Source organism: Marinifilum flexuosum, from assembly GCF_003610555.1.
GTDB lineage: Bacteria > Bacteroidota > Bacteroidia > Bacteroidales > Marinifilaceae > Marinifilum > Marinifilum flexuosum.
Genome location: NZ_RAPQ01000010.1, coordinates 560219 through 580559 on the forward strand (window position 1 = coordinate 560219; position 20341 = coordinate 580559).

General features: G+C 34.3%; 19 protein-coding genes. 6 read left to right on the forward strand and 13 right to left on the reverse strand.

Annotated features, from left to right (window positions below; all coding sequences use genetic code 11):
- Positions 1 to 24: 24 nt before the first annotated feature.
- From BXY64_RS15595 to BXY64_RS21480, 6 genes are all read right to left on the reverse strand, one after another.
- On the reverse strand, positions 25 to 867 hold the full coding sequence (locus BXY64_RS15595; protein ID WP_120240905.1) for a hypothetical protein: 843 nt from the start codon (positions 865 to 867) through the stop codon (positions 25 to 27).
- A gap of 74 nt (positions 868 to 941) precedes the next feature.
- Entirely contained in the window at positions 942 to 1493 is a 552-nt protein-coding gene (locus tag BXY64_RS15600) for a DUF4178 domain-containing protein (RefSeq protein WP_120240906.1), read from the reverse strand.
- Between the two features lie 28 nt (positions 1494 to 1521).
- Positions 1522 to 2226: a PspA/IM30 family protein gene (locus BXY64_RS15605; RefSeq protein WP_110362140.1), complete on the reverse strand. Its 705-nt coding sequence runs from the start codon at positions 2224 to 2226 to the stop codon at positions 1522 to 1524.
- Positions 2227 to 2247: 21 nt separating this feature from the next.
- On the reverse strand, positions 2248 to 2643 hold the full coding sequence (locus BXY64_RS15610) for a molecular chaperone Tir (protein ID WP_120240907.1): 396 nt from the start codon (positions 2641 to 2643) through the stop codon (positions 2248 to 2250).
- Positions 2644 to 2972: 329 nt separating this feature from the next.
- Complete coding sequence (locus BXY64_RS15615; protein WP_120240908.1) at positions 2973 to 4115, reverse strand: acyltransferase family protein; 1143 nt, start codon at positions 4113 to 4115, stop codon at positions 2973 to 2975.
- A 136-nt stretch (positions 4116 to 4251) separates the two neighbouring features.
- Positions 4252 to 5406: a helix-turn-helix domain-containing protein gene (locus BXY64_RS21480; RefSeq protein WP_120240909.1), complete on the reverse strand. Its 1155-nt coding sequence runs from the start codon at positions 5404 to 5406 to the stop codon at positions 4252 to 4254.
- Positions 5407 to 5758: 352 nt separating this feature from the next.
- Between BXY64_RS21480 and sucC the strand changes: the two genes are divergently transcribed.
- Together sucC and sucD are read left to right on the forward strand one after the other, a co-directional pair.
- Entirely contained in the window at positions 5759 to 6928 is a 1170-nt protein-coding gene (gene sucC, locus BXY64_RS15625; RefSeq protein WP_120240910.1) for an ADP-forming succinate--CoA ligase subunit beta, read from the forward strand.
- Complete coding sequence (gene sucD, locus BXY64_RS15630) at positions 6928 to 7803, forward strand: succinate--CoA ligase subunit alpha (protein WP_120240911.1); 876 nt, start codon at positions 6928 to 6930, stop codon at positions 7801 to 7803. Before sucC ends, sucD begins: the two co-directional genes overlap by 1 nt.
- 48 nt (positions 7804 to 7851) lie before the next feature.
- On the opposite strand, the gene BXY64_RS15635 is transcribed toward sucD, so the two are convergent.
- Entirely contained in the window at positions 7852 to 9006 is a 1155-nt protein-coding gene (locus BXY64_RS15635; protein ID WP_120240912.1) for a Fic family protein, read from the reverse strand.
- A gap of 220 nt (positions 9007 to 9226) precedes the next feature.
- On the opposite strand from BXY64_RS15635, the gene BXY64_RS15640 reads away from it, so the two are divergent.
- Together BXY64_RS15640 and BXY64_RS15645 are read left to right on the forward strand one after the other, a co-directional pair.
- Positions 9227 to 10480, forward strand: coding sequence for an OmpP1/FadL family transporter (locus BXY64_RS15640; RefSeq protein WP_120240913.1), 1254 nt, complete (start codon positions 9227 to 9229; stop codon positions 10478 to 10480).
- Between the two features lie 252 nt (positions 10481 to 10732).
- On the forward strand, positions 10733 to 12640 hold the full coding sequence (locus BXY64_RS15645; RefSeq protein WP_120240914.1) for a tetratricopeptide repeat-containing sensor histidine kinase: 1908 nt from the start codon (positions 10733 to 10735) through the stop codon (positions 12638 to 12640).
- Here the strand turns inward: BXY64_RS15645 and BXY64_RS15650 are convergent.
- The 5 genes from BXY64_RS15650 to BXY64_RS15670 all read right to left on the reverse strand — a co-directional run bounded on the left by BXY64_RS15650 (position 12624) and on the right by BXY64_RS15670 (position 17980).
- On the reverse strand, positions 12624 to 13565 hold the full coding sequence (locus BXY64_RS15650; RefSeq protein WP_120240915.1) for a mevalonate kinase family protein: 942 nt from the start codon (positions 13563 to 13565) through the stop codon (positions 12624 to 12626). The genes BXY64_RS15645 and BXY64_RS15650 overlap by 17 nt on opposite strands.
- On the reverse strand, positions 13558 to 14607 hold the full coding sequence (locus BXY64_RS15655; protein WP_120240916.1) for a diphosphomevalonate/mevalonate 3,5-bisphosphate decarboxylase family protein: 1050 nt from the start codon (positions 14605 to 14607) through the stop codon (positions 13558 to 13560). Before BXY64_RS15655 ends, BXY64_RS15650 begins: the two co-directional genes overlap by 8 nt.
- A gap of 14 nt (positions 14608 to 14621) precedes the next feature.
- Positions 14622 to 15533: a GYDIA family GHMP kinase gene (locus BXY64_RS15660; RefSeq protein ID WP_147376012.1), complete on the reverse strand. Its 912-nt coding sequence runs from the start codon at positions 15531 to 15533 to the stop codon at positions 14622 to 14624.
- Positions 15534 to 15543: 10 nt separating this feature from the next.
- Positions 15544 to 16866, reverse strand: coding sequence for a hydroxymethylglutaryl-CoA reductase, degradative (locus BXY64_RS15665; protein ID WP_120240918.1), 1323 nt, complete (start codon positions 16864 to 16866; stop codon positions 15544 to 15546).
- Between the two features lie 121 nt (positions 16867 to 16987).
- Complete coding sequence (locus BXY64_RS15670) at positions 16988 to 17980, reverse strand: beta/alpha barrel domain-containing protein (RefSeq protein ID WP_120240919.1); 993 nt, start codon at positions 17978 to 17980, stop codon at positions 16988 to 16990.
- A 295-nt stretch (positions 17981 to 18275) separates the two neighbouring features.
- Between BXY64_RS15670 and BXY64_RS15675 the strand changes: the two genes are divergently transcribed.
- Positions 18276 to 18716, forward strand: a complete 441-nt coding sequence (locus tag BXY64_RS15675) for an NfeD family protein (RefSeq protein ID WP_120240920.1) — start codon at positions 18276 to 18278, stop codon at positions 18714 to 18716.
- 141 nt (positions 18717 to 18857) lie between these two features.
- Here BXY64_RS15675 and BXY64_RS15680 read toward each other — a convergent pair whose 3' ends face one another.
- Positions 18858 to 19211 (reverse strand): rhodanese-like domain-containing protein, encoded by a 354-nt coding sequence (locus BXY64_RS15680; protein WP_120240921.1) that lies wholly within the window; start codon positions 19209 to 19211, stop codon positions 18858 to 18860.
- Positions 19212 to 19475: 264 nt separating this feature from the next.
- Here BXY64_RS15680 and BXY64_RS15685 point away from each other — a divergent pair, with 264 nt between their 5' ends.
- Positions 19476 to 20339: an ABC transporter ATP-binding protein gene (locus BXY64_RS15685; RefSeq protein WP_245996681.1), complete on the forward strand. Its 864-nt coding sequence runs from the start codon at positions 19476 to 19478 to the stop codon at positions 20337 to 20339.
- Positions 20340 to 20341 lie beyond the last annotated feature (2 nt).

Consider the following 20341-nt stretch of genomic DNA (forward strand, 5'->3'; position numbering starts at 1 on the left):
AAATCTATGAGTTATACACCAATATTATTTACCAAATCCACCACTGCGCGAGCGTGTAGAACGACTTGACTTGTATCTTGAAGAACTTCTGCTTGTTCTCTTATTTACAGTACTTGAAGATTTTGAACGAGTAGAGCTAAATCTGCCAGACTGACTAGACGAGCGACTTACCTTACTTCTTACGCGATCTTTAAATGTATTAGGTTTGCTTGCCCAAGTGCTACTCTTTCCTGATGTTGAGGATGTATAACTTTTGGTACCATAAACAGGACTTCCTCCTCGTGGTCCATAATATCCTCTTGATCCACCATAATAACCACCTCGGTTGTAATCGTCCCAATATGATCTACGGTAAGTCATCATATTAAACATCGACGACATAAAAGCATATTGTCCATAGAATGCCCAGAAAGAAGAACCTCCACGATTTTCCCATCGTCCGTACTTTTCATTTCCCACATAATGATTATAACCTGCTGGAACAGCTTGCTTAGTTAGCTTGCCATCCTTTTTTGAGGCAATTTCCATTCCCATATCATTAATGTGCTGCGAGAAAAATGGCTCACTAACTTCTCTCCATCCGGTTTTCTTCTCAAGAATAGTATCTGGTTTTTCTATCAATACCTGATACTGATGTCTGTAATCTTTTCCCGATTCACTTGCATCCATATCGAAAAGAATGATGGAAAAGTTTTGCTCTCCATTCAATTCTTTAATCAACTCATCAACCGGTGATTTTTGCCATGTTTTTGATACTTGAGAGCTTGATGTTCCCTGACGAGATGTGGACGAATCGCAACTTCCACATGTTTTCACAATAAAAAACAATACGATGATCCCAAGTACAACTTTTGCTGTGCTATTCATTTTAACTTCGTTTTAAATTACGAATTACGAATGATCAATTACAAATTGAATTTCTTCTTCGTAATTCCTAATTGTTAATTCGTAATTTCTTTTGGTAAGATATTAGAGATTTCGAACTCTTTTATTCGCTTTCCGGCAGATGCTTCGAATTCCTGTTCATCCCATTGTTCTATGCAAACAATGTATTCACCCGTTTCATCTTCGTAATCCCATGAGATAAACTCAACCCATTCGTCACCTTTGGCTACATCATTATAGAAACCAGGTGATTCTTTGTCCATGAAATACTTTCTACCATCGTATTCAAATGATGCAGGAGCTTTCTGATTGCCCAGCAATGACTCATGAACATCTGCTCCTAATTGACGAGTTTTTATTTTTTCGGAAACAGATAAATACAGCTCATCATCGTCTTCAACGGATAAAAATCGGGTTTTTGTTCCGTTAAAAATCTTAAACTCCTGGGTGAAGAAATTATCTCCCCAATCGTATTCAAAACAAGCCTGTACTTCCCAACTTTCAAGATCGTATTCAAAAACAAAACCAACATCCAGGTCGGTTACCCGGATGTTGGTGCTGTCGTACGAAGGCTGCTTTTTTCTTTTAAAAAAATCGGCTAATCCCATTTTTAATTTCGTTCAATTTGTAAAACAGCTATTCCTTATTCTTCATCTTAGCCTTTAACTCTTCCAAGGCATTCGAAGCTTTAACGTTAGTTTCATTTAAAGTTGCATCAATCTCATCATCCAAACTTCTGTTTTCAACAGAAATTTCTCCGTAAGCTTCAGCCATTGCTTCTTGCTGAGCAACTTTGTCTTTCATTTTTTCCAACATAGAAACCGTCCCCGAACTGTCAATTCCAGAAAGTTGTTTGTTGATTTTTTGAGTTGCTGAACTTACACGAGCACGAGCCTTTAAAGTACGTAATTCATTCTCATAGCGAGTAATCGTTGATTTCAACTTCTTCACATTGGCATCAAGCTGACTGATGTTTTGATCGAATCGAGTCACCTCTTCCTGGGCGCGAGCGGCATTTGCAACTGCCTCTTCTTTTCTTGCCAATGCCTCTGTTGCCAAACGTTCTGCTTCTGCAACATCTAAATCACCCTTTTCAGCCTTTTGCAACAGAAGAATCGCCTTTTGCTCATAATTCTGTCCCATCGACTTTTGTTCGTTCAATTCTCTCTTACTTCTAATCGCCAAAGCCTTAACTTCAGCCAAAGCTTGTAAGCTTTTATCCAAATCCTTTTTAAGATCTCTGATCCCTTGTTCGGTCATCTTAATAGGGTCCTCTAATTTATCTATAGCGGCGTGAGCTTCTGCTTTACCCACATTAAATAGTCTGCTAAAAATTCCCATTTTATTTTAATGTTTTATCGTTTACAATTTTGAAAATGAAATAATCTCTTCCGAGTATTCACTCAGCAATAATTCCAATGAATTTAAAGTTGCTTCCAATTCATTTTGATCCAGATTTTCCAGCTGAAGCGTATCGCGGAACAACACCTTAGTTCCAGTTTCATCTAGAGTAAAAGCACCATGTACAATTTCCCTGTTCTTCATTAATAATGATTTAAAAATATCATCCTTATCACCACTAATTTCGAAAAGTAATCCTTCAATAATCAGAATCGGATCTTCACAATCAACAACCAGATTTGCAATTCCTCCTTCAGGATTTTCAACTACAAATAGTTCTTCTGCTAAATCTTCTTGTACAATGTTGTATTCTAAGTTCAATAGGTAATCTTTTACCTTGTTAAAGTATGTGCTCATTTTTTTATCAGTTTTAAAATTGAATTAATTAAAATTAGAACAATTTATTGGCTCTGAGAAAAATCCAGAATGATATTTAAAACTTCTGAATTAAAATTTATCATCTATGGCCACTAAATGATAAAATGGTTCTCATTTTTTCTGTTTGAGTTTGAAATTACAAAATAGAATGCGTTCAATCTCTATTTAATCGGGAGAATATTCAAAAAAATCGATAAATGGGAGTTTTTACATGTTTTCCTTTTTTGAAGTGATAAATCATTCCTAAAAAAGAAAAGTCCACCTTATGGGTGAACTTTATTCTGATTATTAAGTTGCTCTATTTTAACTTAAACTCTCTTTAATTGCCTTTGATCTTTCTTTTGCGGTTTAAGTCCAAACACAACTCTCATGAAATTAAACGGACGAATTAATAATAAATAAATACCAATACTTGTAGCAAAAGAAGCTACGGTGAGATAAAGAGCTTTAGCAACAATGTTCATCTCAATATCCTTAATGTAGAATCCAAACAATAAAATAATTGGCTGATGTAGCAAATAAAAAGGATAAATGGCCTCGTTTGCATGTTTGCGAAATGGGGAATTGAATCGCATGTATCTACAGAAAAACCCTAAAACTGCAATCCCAGTAGACCAAGCAAGCATGATATCCATTATGGCATGAAAATATCGGTATACTGTATCATTAACAATCAATTCGCCTCCAACTCTATAGCAAATATATACAGAGGTAGCAACCAAAATATTAAGGTATCGCTGAGAGATAACACTTTTCGTCATTTCTTTGCTGTTGGCAAATAAATATCCATAAACAAAATAGAGAAAATACATGAACATATAAGCCCAATCGTCAATAAAACCATGGGTACTATTGGGCCAAAATTGACGCAATATTAATTGAGAAATGAGAATTGGAATGACAAATAGAAGCATTCCTCCCTTTTTACATGCGATTCGATTAATAAAATTTAGAAAATTCTGAGATCGATTACTTCGCAACCATTTAATAATTGGAATCGCAATCATGGAGAGGAAAAATAGATACAAAATAAACCACAAATGATGCCAGCTCATATTTCCCTCCGGATATACACCATCGAACACATGTGTATAAAAATTCCAAAGAGAAGGATATTCGGTAAATTTTTCAAGGTAAACCTGTATGGGAACCAGGGTAAATAATCCGAAGAAGAAGGGTAACATCAATCGCTTGTTTCTTTCTTTCGCATATTCCAAAATAGATCTTTTTCCAAAAGCTAAAAAAGTTCCTGCCCCGGAAACAAAAAACAAGAGAGGCATTCGCCAACAATGAAGGAAGCCCATTAGTTCAACCAACTGTGGATATTGAACATTATTTTTTACATGCCAGTGCCAGGGATTAAAAAACATCCCAATATGGAAAAGAAATACACTTGCAATAAGTACAATTCTTAACCAATCAATCTCGTATCTTCTGTCTGATTTATCCATTTTAATTCAATTTTACAATTTGTCATTTGCTTTGAAACAAAGATCTGACAGAAGAAATAAAAATGACGAATCTGATTATAGGCAAGTCGTGTTTCCTTATCGGGAAACACATTATACATCCATTTTTAAAATTGATTTACAGTGAATTCTTAAATTGGGTAGGCGTTTGTGAAGTATACTTCTTAAATGCCTTATTGAATGAAGATTTTGAATTGTATCCCACTCTTTCTGCCAATTCTTCGATGGTGATATTTTGATTTTCATTCTGTGAAAGCAGTTCTTTTGCCTTTTCAACTCTCAACTCGGCCATCCATTCAAAGAAACTTTTTTCCAATCGTTCATTAATCACTTGCGAAACATGATGAGATACGCATCCAATCTTTTTGGAAAGGTTTGGAAGGGAGGCCATATTATTGGTAAAATATTCCTCATTTTGCATCATTTGATTCAATTGATCTAAAATTTTATCTTTTTGAGATTCATTCAATGAAGACTTGGAATATTTCTCTGGAACTTTTGCAGTATTACTTTTCTTAAAAAAAAGAGAATCATTTACAACCTTGATACTGGCCAGGTAGATGATTAAGGTAATATAAGATGCTATAAAATGGTCACCCAAATCGCGCCCCAGCGTAGCTTTGGTAACGATAAAAATGATAATCACCACAAAAAAATGGAGACATAAATTTCGCAACCATCTTAATTGTTGATTTTTCAATTTCCAAAATTGCAGACTTTTACTTTTTACCTCTTTTATGATTTCGCGAATAGAAAATCCCAAATAAACTACGAAGTGCAGCAATGTTAATTGATTTATATGCGCTCGCAATTGCAAAGGATCATCACTAAATGTTTGTACAGCTTGAATTCTTTCCCAATTGGGATGATTTACCCATACAAATGAATTGAATTTAAATTCATCGGTCTGTAAATAATAAAAAAAGGAGTAAAACACATAAAAGGCAAAAAACGCAAAGTGCCAATAATCCCTTCGCTTGAAATTGGGTTTCAAACTATATTTTATATATAAATAGCATATGGGTGCAATGGCAAAATTTAAAGGTTCGGAAAAATTATCGATGAAAATTACCCGAGTCATATAACCCGTATAATTCAACCAATGATCAAAAATCAAAAGCGAAAGACTGATTAATAAAAATCCATAAATACGATTAGATAAAAGTTTGCGATTTTCTTTATTCAGAAAAAAATAGGTTAGAAAAAGTCCTTGAAAGATCCCCAACAAGATCAGAAGTGAAAAAATATCTAAACGAAGTTCAACTGGATACATACAGATTTTAAATTTGCCATGAAGTTACTCTATTATTAATAATTATCGAAAGTTTTACTTCGATCAAAACATATTGTCACAATCTATAAACTCATCGAAAAAGAATAACACTGTGCATTGTCTGTGAATAACAATCACTTACATGATAATATAAATTAAAGATGCGAAAATCTTTAAATTTATGAGAAATCACCTTTTTATTCTATGCAGATATTTATATATTTAGGTTCATCTAAAAATTAAACATTTGTATTATTATTAACCGACTTGCCTAAATCTGTTCAAAATCAAGCAAAACAATACCAGCAGAACTTTTGCAGGTCATTCCAAGCCTAACAAAAAATTTTATAGAATGAAGATTCACGAATATCAAGCAAAAGAAATCTTACGATCGTTTGGTGTTCCTGTTCCGGAAAGCAAAATCGCATTCTCGGTAAAGGAAGCTGAAGAGGCCGCAGCCGAAATTGGCTTGCCGGTAGTTGTTAAAGCTCAAATTCATGCCGGTGGTAGAGGAAAAGGTGGTGGAGTTAAATTTGCTCCAACCGCACAGGATGTTACTCGCTATGCGAACGACATTTTAGGAATGACTCTTGTCACTCACCAAACTGGTCCGGAAGGAAAACTGGTAAAAAAAGTTTTAATTGAAGCTGCTTCAAATATCGATCGCGAATTGTACGCAGGTATCGTTATGGACCGTGCCACTTCGGCTGTTACCTTTATGGTATCAACAGAAGGTGGAATGGAAATTGAAAAAGTAGCCGAAGAAACCCCTGAGAAAATTGTAAAAGTAGTAGTTGATACTGCTGTTGGTCTTCAGCCATTTCAAGCCAGACAAATGGCATTTGCACTAAATTTAACTGGTGATGCCTTTAAAAATGGAGTGAAGTTTTTAATGGCCCTTTACAAAGCCTATATGGGAACCGATGCATCTATTTTTGAGATCAATCCATTGGTTGTAACCAAGGAAGGGGCTGTAATTGCACTTGATGCCAAAGCAAATTTCGATGAAAATGCATTATATCGTCACAAAGACATTGTTGCACTTCGTGATTTGGACGAAGAAGAACCTCTAGAAATTGAAGCTGGAAGATCTGGTTTGAACTATATTAAACTAGAAGGTAATATTGGTTGTATGGTAAACGGTGCTGGTTTGGCAATGGGAACCATGGACATCATTAAACTTACTGGTGGAGAACCTGCCAATTTCCTTGATGTTGGAGGTGGTGCATCTGCAGAAACTGTAGAGAAAGGCTTTAGAATTATTCTTTCGGATAAAAATGTAAAAGCAGTGCTTATTAATATTTTTGGTGGAATTGTTCGTTGCGATCGTGTAGCCAAAGGTGTTATTGAAGCCATTAATAATATTGACACCAAAGTACCAATTGTGGTTCGCTTACAAGGAACCAATGCCGAAGAAGGTAAGAAACTTTTGGAGGAATCAGGAATGAATATTATTGCAGCTACTGAATTAAAAGATGCAGCTGAAAAAGTAGTAGGAACTCTTAAAACAATTGAAGCGTAATGAGTGTATTAGTAGATAAAAATACAAAACTAGTGGTTCAGGGAATCACTGGTTCCGAAGGTGCGTTCCACACCCAACAAATGATTGAATATGGAACTAATGTAGTTGCTGGTGTTACTCCTGGCAAAGGAGGCCAGTTATTTATGGATAAAATTCCAATTTACAACACCATGAAAGGTGCTGTTGAAAAAACCGGAGCCAATGCCTCTGTTATTTTCGTTCCACCTCCATTTGCAGGCGATGCAATTATGGAAGCGGCTGAAGCTGGTGTTGAGTTGGTAATTTGTATTACTGAAGGAATTCCAACTTTTGATATGCTTAAGGTTCATGAGTTCCTTAAAAAATATCCCAAAACAACTTTGGTAGGTCCTAACTGTCCTGGTGTAATTACTCCTGGCGAAGCAAAAATCGGTATCATGCCTGGATTTATTCATAAACCTGGTACCATTGGTATTGTTTCTCGTTCGGGTACATTAACCTACGAAGCTGTGCACCAATTAGGCGAAGCAGGATTTGGACAATCAACAGCAATTGGTATTGGTGGTGATCCAATTATTGGAACCAAGCATATCGATGCAGTTAAATTGCTAAACGAAGATCCTAAAACAGAAGCCATTGTTTTAATTGGTGAAATTGGTGGTTCTGATGAAGAAACAGCAGCAGCTTACATTGCAGAGAACGTTGACAAACCAGTTGTTGCCTTTATTGCTGGACAAACTGCTCCTCCAGGTAAGAGAATGGGACATGCCGGAGCAATTATTGCGGGTGGGAAAGGTACTGCCGAAGAAAAAATGAAAGCTCTTGCTGCTGCAGGAATTCACGTAGTAAAATCTCCTGCTGAAATTGGCAAGAAAATGAAAGAAGTATTAGGTTAAATTCCTATAAATATTTATAAAGCCGATTCTCAACTGAATCGGCTTTTTTTATAATTCAAATAATTGTAAATATTCCCACAAATAAAAAAGCCTATTCCTTCTTGCACCAACCAATTCTTTTACCAATCCAAGCTTCTCTAATTCTTTTATGAGCAAGTTGGCTGATTGAAAGCTTAATCTCAATTTCTCTTTAATATCATTTACCGATAAAAATGGTTTGGAATAGAATTCTGTAATCAATTGCTTGGCAGATTGATGCCTCTTCTTTCCCATATGCTCCTCAATCAACTTCTCATTTCTTTCAACCATTGCGTTGATATTGCCCAATATCTCCTTACTATATCGAGCTGATTCTTTAATTCCAGTTAAGAAAAAACGAATCCATTGTTCTATATCATTTTTCGATCGAATTAAATTTAATCGATGATAATATTCCAGCCTATTGCGCTCAAAAAACACCGACAAACAAAAAACAGGCTTATGAACAAAGTTCAACTCCATCATTTCGAAAAGAATTAGGGTTCGCGCAGTTCTTCCATTACCATCGAGAAATGGGAGAATATTTTCGAATTGATATAATGAAATTGCCATTTTGATTAACAATGGAAGCTCCAAATTGTCGTTACGCCAAAACTTTTTTGCATCGTTTATCAAAATTTTTAGCTCATGCTTATTGGGTGGAGAATATTTAAATCCAACATCGAACTTGTTGTCTTTCGAATTTACAAAAGGACGAATTTTCCCACCAAAATCTTCCAGTTGAGGTAAATCGGAACATAGTATTCTATGAGCTTCTTTAATTAATCTAACCGATAGAGGAAAACGTTTCAATTCCTTCACTCCCCATTTTATTGCTTCGATATGATTGGTTATTTCCTTCTGCTCATAAATGCGTTTGAAACTTTTAGAGTTTTCTGGTACAAAAGCTTGTGGCAAGCTACATTTACTCCCTTCAATCATATTAGAGGCAACTGCCTCCTGTGCTACAAATAAAGGAATATATCGATTTATGTTTGGAAAAAATTTAGAGAATGCATTCAACTCCCCCAATTCCAACATCGCTCTCTCTAACAGAATATTAATCTGCTTATCTTTCCATTCAAAGGAACGGTTAATTAAAGAAGGAGTTACGCTTCGGTAACCTTCTTTAAAGCTCTGATAAGTATAATTTCCAGTTGTTTTTTTATTCAAGTTTCTAGTCATATAATTGAATAAAGGTATCTTATTCAGGATAAAAGTATTAAAATTTAATAAAAGACCATTCAAAATTATTCACTCCTTTTTCTTATCGATAGATCTAAATATTTGCATGATTTTGATTACCTGATATTTACACACCCTAACATTCTGATCTTAATTGTTTTACTCTTGCAAGACAAAGTTTTTAATTTATATTCAGACCGAAATTTTAAAACATCAACTTATGATTAAAAGAATTTGTTTAGCCATAGCCATTATTGCAATGGCATACAACGTAAAAGCGGAAGGTTTTGCAGTGAATCTTCAAGGTGTCAAACAAACTGGTATGGGACATGTTGGTACTGCATTAAACTTTGATGCAAGTAGTATGCAATGGAACCCAGGTGCACTTGCAACTTTAGATAGCAAATACAGTTTCTCTTTAGGTGGATTTGGAACACTAACAAAGGCAGAGTACACAGGATTAAATGGTACAGAATCAACTGATAACCCAACAAATACGCCCTTCTATTTTTATGGATCAATGAAAGTAAGCGATAAGTTTGCTGTTGGTCTTGGGGTATATACTCCATTTGGAAATACTATGGATTGGGGAGAAACATGGTCTGGAAGATATTTAATTCAGGATATCAGTATGAAGAGTATTTACATCCAACCAACAATTTCTTATAAAGTTAACGATTGGTTAAGCGTTGGTGCCGGCTTAAATATTGTTTATGGTGATGTTGAACTAAACAAAGCTATTCCTGTTTTTCACCCAGTGAATGGTAGCTTCTTAGGGGATGGTAAGGTTAATATTTCTGGAAATAATATTCAGTATGGATATAATTTAGGAGTTTTCCTTCAACCAAATGATAAACTTAACATTGGAATCTCATACAGGTCTCAAATTGATGTTAAGCTTGAATACAGCGATGCAGATGCAAACTTTTCACTGCTTGCAGACGCTTTACCAGATGGTGGAGTTGCTGCAGAATTACCTTTACCATCAAGCCTTAACTTAGGTGTTGCTTATCAGATTAACGAAAAATGGTTGGTATCAGCCGATGTTAATTTTATTAAGTGGAGTGAATATGAATCTTTGGATTTTGATTTTGAAAACCCAGCCGTTCCAGATTCTCAGAGTAAAAGAGATTGGGATAATACCATGACCTGGAGATTTGGAACAAGATATACTGCTAGCGAGAAACTAGACCTTTATGCCGGTTTATATTTTGACAAAACACCTACTAATACAATGTTCTATTCTCCAGAAACTCCTGGAGCAGATAAGGTAGGTGTATCATTAGGTTTCTCGTATAAACTTACCGATAAGCTTAGCCTTGATGCAACCGTACTTTACAATGAAGGAGAAAAGGTTACTGCAGCAGAAACCAATCCAACTTCGCAAGCCATTTATCAAAACCCGCAAGGATTTACAGGAGAGTACAAGTATAGAGCCTGGTTACCAGGTGTTGGAATTACATACAATTTTTAATTCCATATCCATAATAAAATAAAAAAGCCTGATCGTTGATCAGGCTTTTTTATTTACTGTACTGAATCAGCTAACTCACTCCCAGCTTTTCCACCTTTAACACTTTGTTGCTCATTAACTGTCAATTGAAAATCTTTTAAATTTTTCATTTTTGTATATTATTTTAATTAAACCATTTATAAATATATAAAAAATTTTTATTCTCTATCTTTTATTTCATATTTTCGCCATACTCAGCATAAAACAAAATTTATGAAACTTTTATTCTTTTCTTTAAGCTTAATTATCTCATTACAATCTTACTCACTAAGTTTTCTTGATCAGAAGTCAGAGCAAAATAAATTCAAAGTTGATTCCTTATTAAGTAGAGCAAAAAATTTAAGAGATTCATCATTTGATGCTAGCACTAAAGTTGGAAGGGAAGCTATAGAACTGGCTAAAAAAACAGAAGAGACAGATATTATTGCCTTTGCACATAAATCTCAGGGAATTACATTTTTTTATCAAGGTTTATTTGATTCTGCATTCGTACACTACAATACGGCAAAAGAAGAATTCAAATCAATTAATGATAGCTTAAATATTGCCAGATTAAATTCCAATATTGGTATTATTTATCGAAGAACAAATAAATATGATAAAGCGCTTGAACAATATTTAAAAGCTCTGGAATTATATGAAGCTTTAAAATACCCTAAAGGAATAGCTGCAGCGTATACTAATATCGGTGGTGTATACCAAACACTAGAAGATTCTAATAAAGCTCTTAAGTATTATCTTAAAGCTAAGGAGATTTATAAACATTTAAACGAAACACAACGTTTTTCAAGAGTACTAACAAACATTGGTGTCTTAAAGTTTGAGCAAGGTAATTACACAGAATCCTTAGAATATCAATTAGAGGCATTAAAATTAAATGATAAGCAAGGTATGCAACAGCACAAAGCTATAATTCAACTAAATATTGGCCAAACTTATCAAGCCTTAAAACAACCTTTAAATGCGCTAGAATATTACAACTATTGTGAAGACATTAGACTCCAACTCAATGATTATTGGGGATTGGGTAAATTATTTGTTTTAAAAGCAATGGTTCTTGAAGAGTTAGATCACAATAAAAGTGCTAACGATTATTTCCTAAAGGCAGAAAAGATATGTGAAAAACAAAATTTATCGGAAGATTTAAAGGAGGCGTGTTATCGATATTCTAATTTTTTAGAAAACAATAATAGACCCAAAGAAGCTATAAGGTATTTAAAAAAGTATAATCATATAAACGATTCATTATATGAAGTAAATCAATCTGACTATCTAGCTGAATTAACTTCTAAATTTGAATCTGAGCAAAAAGAAAAAGAATTGGAACTTCTTCATCAGCGGACGCAAATACAGAAACTTGAATTGGGGCAGAAAAATGCTTGGATAATAGTTTTACTAGTAGTGATGATTCTTGGTGTTGTAGCAGTTTTAGTTTCACTAAGAATTAATCGATTACGAGCTGATCACAAAATCATGGATTTGCGTCAGAAAGTATTACTAACGCAAATGAATCCGCACTTTTTATTCAACTCCTTAACGGCAATTCAAAGTTTTATTTTAGACGAAAAGAATGATGATGCTAACAATTACCTTTCTAGATTAGCCAGTTTGGTCCGTGGAATTTTAGAGAACTCCAGGGAAGAATTCGTCTCCTTGCGAACAGAGATACAAACATTAGAAGATTATATTGGATTGCAGAAACTAAGATTCGAAAATGACATTGCTTATCATTTCGAAATTGATGCTACTCTAAATCAAGATGAAGTAATGGTTCCTCCAATGCTGGCACAACCATTTATCGAAAATGCACTCATTCATGGAAAATTGAGAAATAATCCTGAAGCATGCATAAACGTGAAAGTAACTAAAAAAGATGGTGAACAATCTATAAAGTTCGACATTATTGACAATGGAATTGGAATAGAAGAAGCTAAAATACAATCCATTCAAACACATCATAAATCATTGGCTACTTCTATCGCTTTAGATAGAGTGAAAATCTACAATTTTAAATCATCAAAAAAGATGAATTTTGAAATTGTAGATTTGAAAAGTATTAACAAAAACAAATCAGGAACCAAGGTAAGCTATAGTATTCCAATACTTACCCCATCGAAGTAGAAGTAATTCGGAGATAAGAGAATTCCATTTTCGATAAGAATTTTTCAGTTTCCTTCATGTTTCTTGTAAAACCAAGAAGGTAACCACCACCTCCTGAACCACATAATTTCAAACAGAATTTATTAGAGTCCAGGCCTGTTTTCCACAATGTCCTATAAGCATATGGAATCTTATTCGTAAAGTTTTGATATTGAAATGATGAAAGACTTTGTATGGATTCAAAAAAGCTGTCAATATCATTATTGCAAAAAGAATTGATACAGTTTTGGCTTACTGGTATCAGTTGTTCAACAATTTTAGTTCTAAAATCAATTGATTCACATTGTAATAGAAAATCATTTACCAAAGGGGCTGTATCGCCCTTTTGTTGGGTATCAATTAAAAAAACTGTAGCATTTTTGAGAAACTTATCCAGCTGCAAATTAACAAGATCAAGCTTATCATTTCCTGAAACCAATATTGGTTTATTCACATATGAAATCAATGGATCTAAGCCAGAACTTTTACCATGAAATCCTGATTCAAGCATGGATAAACTTTGCTTTAAATCTGTTAAGTTAGCTTCATTGCATTCCTTCATATTCCCATACCGCTTGTAAATTGCGGCACACAATGCACCAGAACTTCCCACACCATAACTTATTGGAATTGAAGAATCAAAAAATAAACCTGACTTAAGATCATTTTCCAAATCCGATAAGTTCAAAATAGAATCGAAAACATCAGAATTGGAAAGAAGGTATCTGAAATACTTCTTTAGCTCTGAATTCGACTTTTTCTCTGTTTCAGATTTATTTGAACTCATGAAAGCAAAATTGGCCTTAAACATTTTGAAAGGTATGCTTAACGCCATAGAACCCAACAACACCGAATATTCTCCAAACAGAAGAAGTTTCCCATGAAACAATTCACACTCTTTATTCACCACCGGAAATATTTATTTGTTTGGGACCGAAGCCTGTTTCATCCTTAAGATATCTCCCATCTTCAAGCAATTCCTTTAATTGTTTATTTACAAAAGCATCAACTTTTACACTGTCTTTTTTAGGAAACATCAAGTGAATATTCGGACCAGCATCCAAAGTAAACCCTACAGGAATTTTGGTTTCATTTCTGAATTCACGAATTAATTCAATTGCTTCCAAAGTATTAGGTTTCATCAAGGTAAATGAAGGTGTAGAATTCATCATTAAACCATGCAAACTTAATGCTTCATTTTCAATAACTTCTATAAAATCATCCAAATCGCCACTACGCAAAATGCCAAGCATTCGCTCAAAGTTTGAATTGGCCTGATCATATCTGGCTTGAGCAAATGGATGATTCTTCATCAATCCATGTCCTGCAGTACTTGAAACTTTTTTCTTTTTAGAACTTACCAATAAAATATAATCCTGGTAATCTTTAAATATTGGATGAATGTATTTTGAAAAAGGAGTTGCATAATCATCAGAGGCTTTCGAGAATGCACTGCTCTTGCCCCATGTTGCATAGGATTCATAAATCGATCGTGAAGCACTACCCGATCCCAAACGAGCAAGAAAACTCGCTTTTTGCAAAAATTCATCCCGCTCCAATTTCTTTCCTGTAATCAATTCTTCCATACTACAAATGCACAAAGCAAGAGCACTCATAGCCGACGCAGAGCTGGCAATTCCTGTAGAATGAGGAAAAGTATTTTCTGATGTGATAGAATACGAGTACTGGCTTAAAAGTAGTAATTCCTCATTTAATCCTTCAAAAAGAGTTTCAATTCTTTTGGCAAAATCAAGATTTTCTTTTCCTTCAAATTCAAAATTTATCCACTTCTCTTTTCTTTCCGAAAATGACAATTGAGTTCTACTTACCGCATTCTTCAAAGTCATGCTTACGGATGGATTACAAGGGTACTGTCTGCCCATTTTTCCCCAATATTTTATCAAGGCAATATTCGAAGGGCTCTCCCAAGCCACAATTCCTTTCTTCATTCGCTTATCAATTGTTAACTCAAGATAATATCATCCCAAGCAAATATTGTAGTTAATCCTTTCTCATAAAAATAGCGGTACACTTCTCGCTTTCCTAAATCTGATCGAACCAAAATAAAGTCTCCACCCCATGCTCCTAATGACTTAATACTTCCTTCAAAATCAGGAAATTTTTTTGTCTTTACAGGATCTATATGAAGTACTTCTGCAATAAACCTTTCATGTTCAGAAATTAAAGCATCAAATTCCATGGAATTTTCACTTTGTAACAACTTTTTACTCAGCAGTGATATGCTTTCAACCTGCGTTTTTGTTACTGGATTACCATTCAAATATTTCTTTACACTTTCTTCGCTATTCTGCTTGTTTCCCAAGTATACAAAGAAAAGCTGATCTGAAAAATCAGGTTCAAACCTTATCGGATATATCATAGGATGGGATTCATTTCTACGAAATAAAATGGGCAAACAATAATTTGCACAAGCTATATCATATCCAGATCCATTTGACACCAACTCATGTAGTTCATAAGGATTCACATCTGCCCATTGAGCAATATTATTTATCAAACTTGAACTACTTCCTAATCCCCAATTTCTATCAAAATTGATTTCCGTTTTAACCTTTAATGATAGATTTGGCAAGAAATCGGGATTTAATTTTTTTGCCTGATTCAATATAAAACATACAAAATCCTTCTCAGAAGTTCCCTTATTTTCAGCTATTAAAATATCCTTTTCAGAGATTGAGAATTGCAACCAGGGTTGAGCTCTATCTAATGCGATCCAATCCAATAGAGTTGTATCCGATTCATAAATTTCCATCAATTGACCAAAACGAAGAGGTATAGCCAACGACAAAGCGCCATGCAGTACCAAATACTCTCCGGTAATTAGAAATTTAGCATTTGAATAATATTTTTTCAATGGAGTCAAACTAACGCAACTTGGTTCTAATTGATTTGATAAATGATTCTACTTCGCTATAAGATACTGTTTTGTGCGCAAAATACTCCAAAGCTTGTTTCTTTTCCTCATAATCGGCTTTAAGCGCATTTAAAAGATTTGATAAGTGCATTTTCATATGGCCATATTGTATCCCTGTCGTAACCAAGGATCTTAAAGCGCCAAAATTATTCGCCAATCCAGCCGTAGCTGTAATCATCATTAACTCTTTCGCAGATGGTTTTCCAAGTAATTCCAAACCAAATTTAGCTAAAGGATGTAAATTGGTAAGTCCACCAACCGTTCCTAAAGAAAGGGGTATCGTTAGTTTGTATTTAAATCGATTATTTGATACCGAAGCATGAGTAAGGCTTTTGTATTTACCTGATTTAGCTGCCCAAACATGACCGTTAGCTTCAATTGCTCGGAAATCATTCCCTGTTGCCAATGCTACAGCATCAATCCCATTAAATATTCCTTTATTGTGCGTTGCAGCTCTAAAAACATCTACTTCGGCAATTTTTGAAGCTTTTGAAAATTTCTCTGCAAACTCTTTACCACTCATTCCCGGCTCAATATTATCGAGCTCTCGTACATCGCACTCCACCCAACTTTCAACAAGACAATCTGGAGTGTAATTGGATAAAATAGACATGATAATTTCACATTCACGCTCATTATCTTCTAGATCCTGATAATATTTAAAGAACTTCTTCATAGTTTGAGCCATCTGCTCCAGGCAAGAATTTATAAAGTTCGCTCCCATAGAATCTACAGTATCAAAATCAACATGCAATTGGTAATAATCCTCCATCTCATGCGATAAATCTACCAATCGTATATTTTGAATACCACCACCTCGCTGGCGCATATTTCGCGTCAACTCCTTGGTTGTCCGATAAAGTTCATATTTCAACTCAGGTAATAAATCTAACAGTCTTACTTTTTCCCCTTTCCATAAGAAATGCACTTGTCCGGATTTTACCACAGAAATAACTCGTGCATGAAAACCTCCATGATTTGCCCAAAACTTGGCAGATCGAGAAGCAGCCGCAATTACAGAACTCTCCTCAATAACCATAGGAATATGATACAAATTCTTATTAATTAGAAAATTTGGCGCAACACCAAAAGGCAAATAAAAATTAGAAAGTGTATTTTCGCTTATCTCATCCAACAGATCCTGTTGTTCCTTATTCTGTAGTCGAAAACTATCTAGTTTTGATTTAATCTTATCAGCACTATCAGTAAGAGCAGCAACTTTTTCGTCTCTAGAAAGTTTTGAAAAACCTGATATTATCGATTTTCGCTTCATAAATTAATATTTAATTCCTGCAATAAAGGAAAATTCAGCAAATAATAAAATACTTACAGATCCTAAATTACATTTTTTATTCAGCGAAGCCAAATCAGTTCAAAAAAATACATCCATGCAATTACTTTAGTCTTAAAAATGCGTTTGCAATTTTTAAACCTTCAACTTGAGTTTGAAGATATTCTTGCAGATCAGAATATGAATTTTGCGCATATTTTAGCAATTCAGACGCTTGTCCATAAATTGAAGGGAGCTTACTTTTCTTTGTCAGATAATAACCTTCAATAAAACTATGAATCCCACCTGAAATAATTAGTTCTTTGCATTTTATATGCTTGTTGCTCTCAACAATGTCATTAGTCCATTCCAACATCTGATCAGCAGTATGACCAATTTTTGCCAAAGGGTCATACAATTGTATCAGGTTATCAGGATTTCTCATCATTTCAATCTTGGCAAAGTTAGTTCCACCAAACGCAGCAAATTCAATCGCTTGCAATGGCAATTGTAATAGTTGATTTAAACTATCAGGTCCAAATCCTTGTCCAACTTCCTTAACAATCACTGGATAATCAGCATCTTTTAGCAAATCTTTTATAGTTTCTATCGGTGACCTTAAAATTAAATCACCCTCGGGTTGAAGCCATTCCTGCATTGGGTTCACATGAATGATTATTCCATCTGCCTGAAGCTTTTTAACCAGATTAGAAATTTTAGGTAATTCATTATTTTGTATCAACTCCTCAAGTTGACAAATGCCTAAGTTAGCATACAATGGCAATTCAGACCCCATTATATGTCTTACATCGAAATCTGCAAGATATTTATCATCTTCCAATAACATCCTACAAGAACCTAATCCCATTCCCATACCAAATTCTGCACAAGCTTTTGCAAGATTCGAATTGATTTTTCCCGCAAGCTTAGTACCACCTGTCATACTTGAAACCCAAATTGGTGTGCGAATTTCCTTTCCCAAAAAATTAAACGGTTTCAGTTCCTTTTGAGGATGAGTATTTATGAATGGCTCATAGTAAAATCTATCATCAACAAAACTTTTTTCAATCTGAGAACGAAAAGCCAATTCTATATGATCCCTTTTTCTATCGGTCATTTTTTGTCAAATGTTACAGTTGTCAATATTAATCCTATCAGTATAGTTCCCCTACCGAATCTTAGTTATACTAAGTTAACACATAATTTTAAACTTCATCAAAAGGTAAATCTACACAAAATTAGCTCAAATCTAAATCTATTTTGAACCATTCTTAATAAAGTAGCAATCCGAACATTCATTTATAATTGATTTTAAGGATATTAACACCTATCCTCCTAACTTGACAGTTTTGGCACTAGGATCATATTTAAAGTTGTCATAATTTTACTGTTCGATGTAAAAACATATCGTTATGGAACTAGAAATATGGCATCTATGGATGCTACTGTCAATAGGTTTATTTGTTGTTGAGATTGTTACTTCCACATTTTCATCTCTATGCTTTGGCATTGGTTCACTTAGTGCTGGCGTATTGGCTTACGCTAATTTCTCCATCTCAATTCAATTGGTGGTATTTATAACACTTTCTATAATCAGCATAATGATTCTTAAACCTTTTCTCAGGCAAAAATTAATAAGTAAAAAAGGAGTACATCTTTCTATCGATACAGATTATATTGGAAGAGAAGCCTATGTCATGGAAGAAATTAACCCACATAAGAAAAAAGGAAAAGTTATCATTGCAGGCACAGGTAAAAAAGCCACAACCACATCTGGAGAAATAATTCCAGAAGGTGCTTTTGTTGAAATATTAGATTCAAGCGAAGTAGAATTAACCGTAAAAGAAATATAAAAACTAATCCTAAAACCAACCGTCTGAGCTATTCAAGCCCAATATATTCATCTCTCCACCTAATTACAAAAAAACAATTTTACATGTCGGTTCAATTTTTACAATTGTTTTTTAGTTAAGGAGAGATGAAATTTATTTATATCATCGATATCTCTGAATTTTGGGATCGACCTCTACCGACCAACGGTCGATTCCACCTTTTAAATTATAAACACGGGAGAAACCATTTTTTCGAAGATAATTCATAACCTGTTTGCTACGTATTCCCATATGGCAAAATACAACCAAATCTTTATCCCTTGGCAATTCTTCCATTTTTGAAGGAATATCACCCATCGGAATATGCTTAGCATTTTCCAAGTGGCAAATTTGAACTTCCACAGGTTCGCGAACATCAATCATCATCATACCTCTTCGTTTCTCCATTTCCTGAAGAATTTCAAGAGGAGTAAACTCTTTTCTATCCGATGTATCATCTTTTATACTAAAAATCACACCTTTATCTTTTGCATTTACAGTAAAGATAAGTAGATCTTTAAAATTATTCCATTTTCTGTAACCTTTCTTCCTTATTTCTTGTCTGATAAACTACATAAATCGAGTAAACACGTAAGTTTATCGAATAATGGATATAAAGCATATGAAAATTTAGCATAAATTGTAAATTTGATAGGCATTTTCAATTAATTATGCTTATCGATCACACCACCAACAAAATTCACTAATTGAAGGCTACCAATGCAAATTAAAATAGACTCTTTGAGTAAAATTTACCCTAATGGCAAAAAGGCTCTTGACAATATCAATTTAGAAATTGGCAACGGCATGTTTGGTCTATTAGGTCCAAACGGTGCTGGTAAATCCAGTTTAATGAGAATATTAGTAACCCTAATGCAAGCTTCGGAAGGTAATGTGTATTACGATGGATACGACCTGATTAAAGACCGAAAGGAAATTAGGAACATGCTTGGCTACTTACCACAGGATTTTCGATTTTTCACAAAATTAAAAACCTGGGAATTTTTAGACTATGCCGCATCACTAGCAGGAATTAGAAGTAAAAAAGTAAGAAGAGCAAAGGTTGATGAATGGCTAGAAAAAGTGGGTCTGTTTGATGTAAGAGAACGTGATGCAAACAAACTCTCCGGAGGAATGAAAAGAAGATTGGGTATTGCTCAAACGTTAATAGGCGACCCTAAAATCATAATTGTTGATGAACCAACAACAGGTCTTGATCCGGAAGAACGAATCCGTTTCAGAAATATATTATCCGAAATTAGTCAGAAAGATGTTATCATCATTCTCTCCACACATATCGTAGGCGATATTTCAAGTGTTTGTAACAATTTGGCTCTTTTAAATACCGGAAAACTTGCCTTTAATGGTTCTCCACAGGAATTAATCGAACAAGCAAAAGGACATGTTTGGCAAGTAAATACTTCAGGTTATGAATACGATTTAATCAAAGAACAATACGCTGTTGTGTCAACTATTCCTACCAAAGATGGATGGGAAGTTCAGTTAATTGGAGATGGTAGCAATTTTAAAAATGCCATTGAACTAGAACCTAACCTTGAACATGCCTATGTGTATTTTATGGAAAAATCAGCAACCTTAATTTAGAA

Bases quoted from the DNA above. Each gene is read 5' to 3' on its own strand.
- BXY64_RS15595 (WP_120240905.1), bottom strand. From the start codon at position 867: ATGAATAGCACAGCAAAAGTTGTACTTGGGATCATCGTATTGTTTTTT.
- BXY64_RS15600 (WP_120240906.1), bottom strand. From the start codon at position 1,493: ATGGGATTAGCCGATTTTTTTAAAAGAAAAAAGCAGCCTTCGTACGAC.
- BXY64_RS15605 (WP_110362140.1), bottom strand. From the start codon at position 2,226: ATGGGAATTTTTAGCAGACTATTTAATGTGGGTAAAGCAGAAGCTCAC.
- BXY64_RS15610 (WP_120240907.1), bottom strand. From the start codon at position 2,643: ATGAGCACATACTTTAACAAGGTAAAAGATTACCTATTGAACTTAGAA.
- BXY64_RS15615 (WP_120240908.1), bottom strand. From the start codon at position 4,115: ATGGATAAATCAGACAGAAGATACGAGATTGATTGGTTAAGAATTGTA.
- BXY64_RS21480 (WP_120240909.1), bottom strand. From the start codon at position 5,406: ATGTATCCAGTTGAACTTCGTTTAGATATTTTTTCACTTCTGATCTTG.
- sucC (WP_120240910.1), top strand. From the start codon at position 5,759: ATGAAGATTCACGAATATCAAGCAAAAGAAATCTTACGATCGTTTGGT.
- sucD (WP_120240911.1), top strand. From the start codon at position 6,928: ATGAGTGTATTAGTAGATAAAAATACAAAACTAGTGGTTCAGGGAATC.
- BXY64_RS15635 (WP_120240912.1), bottom strand. From the start codon at position 9,006: ATGACTAGAAACTTGAATAAAAAAACAACTGGAAATTATACTTATCAG.
- BXY64_RS15640 (WP_120240913.1), top strand. From the start codon at position 9,227: ATGATTAAAAGAATTTGTTTAGCCATAGCCATTATTGCAATGGCATAC.
- BXY64_RS15645 (WP_120240914.1), top strand. From the start codon at position 10,733: ATGAAACTTTTATTCTTTTCTTTAAGCTTAATTATCTCATTACAATCT.
- BXY64_RS15655 (WP_120240916.1), bottom strand. From the start codon at position 14,607: ATGAAGAAAGGAATTGTGGCTTGGGAGAGCCCTTCGAATATTGCCTTG.
- BXY64_RS15665 (WP_120240918.1), bottom strand. From the start codon at position 16,866: ATGAAGCGAAAATCGATAATATCAGGTTTTTCAAAACTTTCTAGAGAC.
- BXY64_RS15670 (WP_120240919.1), bottom strand. From the start codon at position 17,980: ATGACCGATAGAAAAAGGGATCATATAGAATTGGCTTTTCGTTCTCAG.
- BXY64_RS15675 (WP_120240920.1), top strand. From the start codon at position 18,276: ATGGAACTAGAAATATGGCATCTATGGATGCTACTGTCAATAGGTTTA.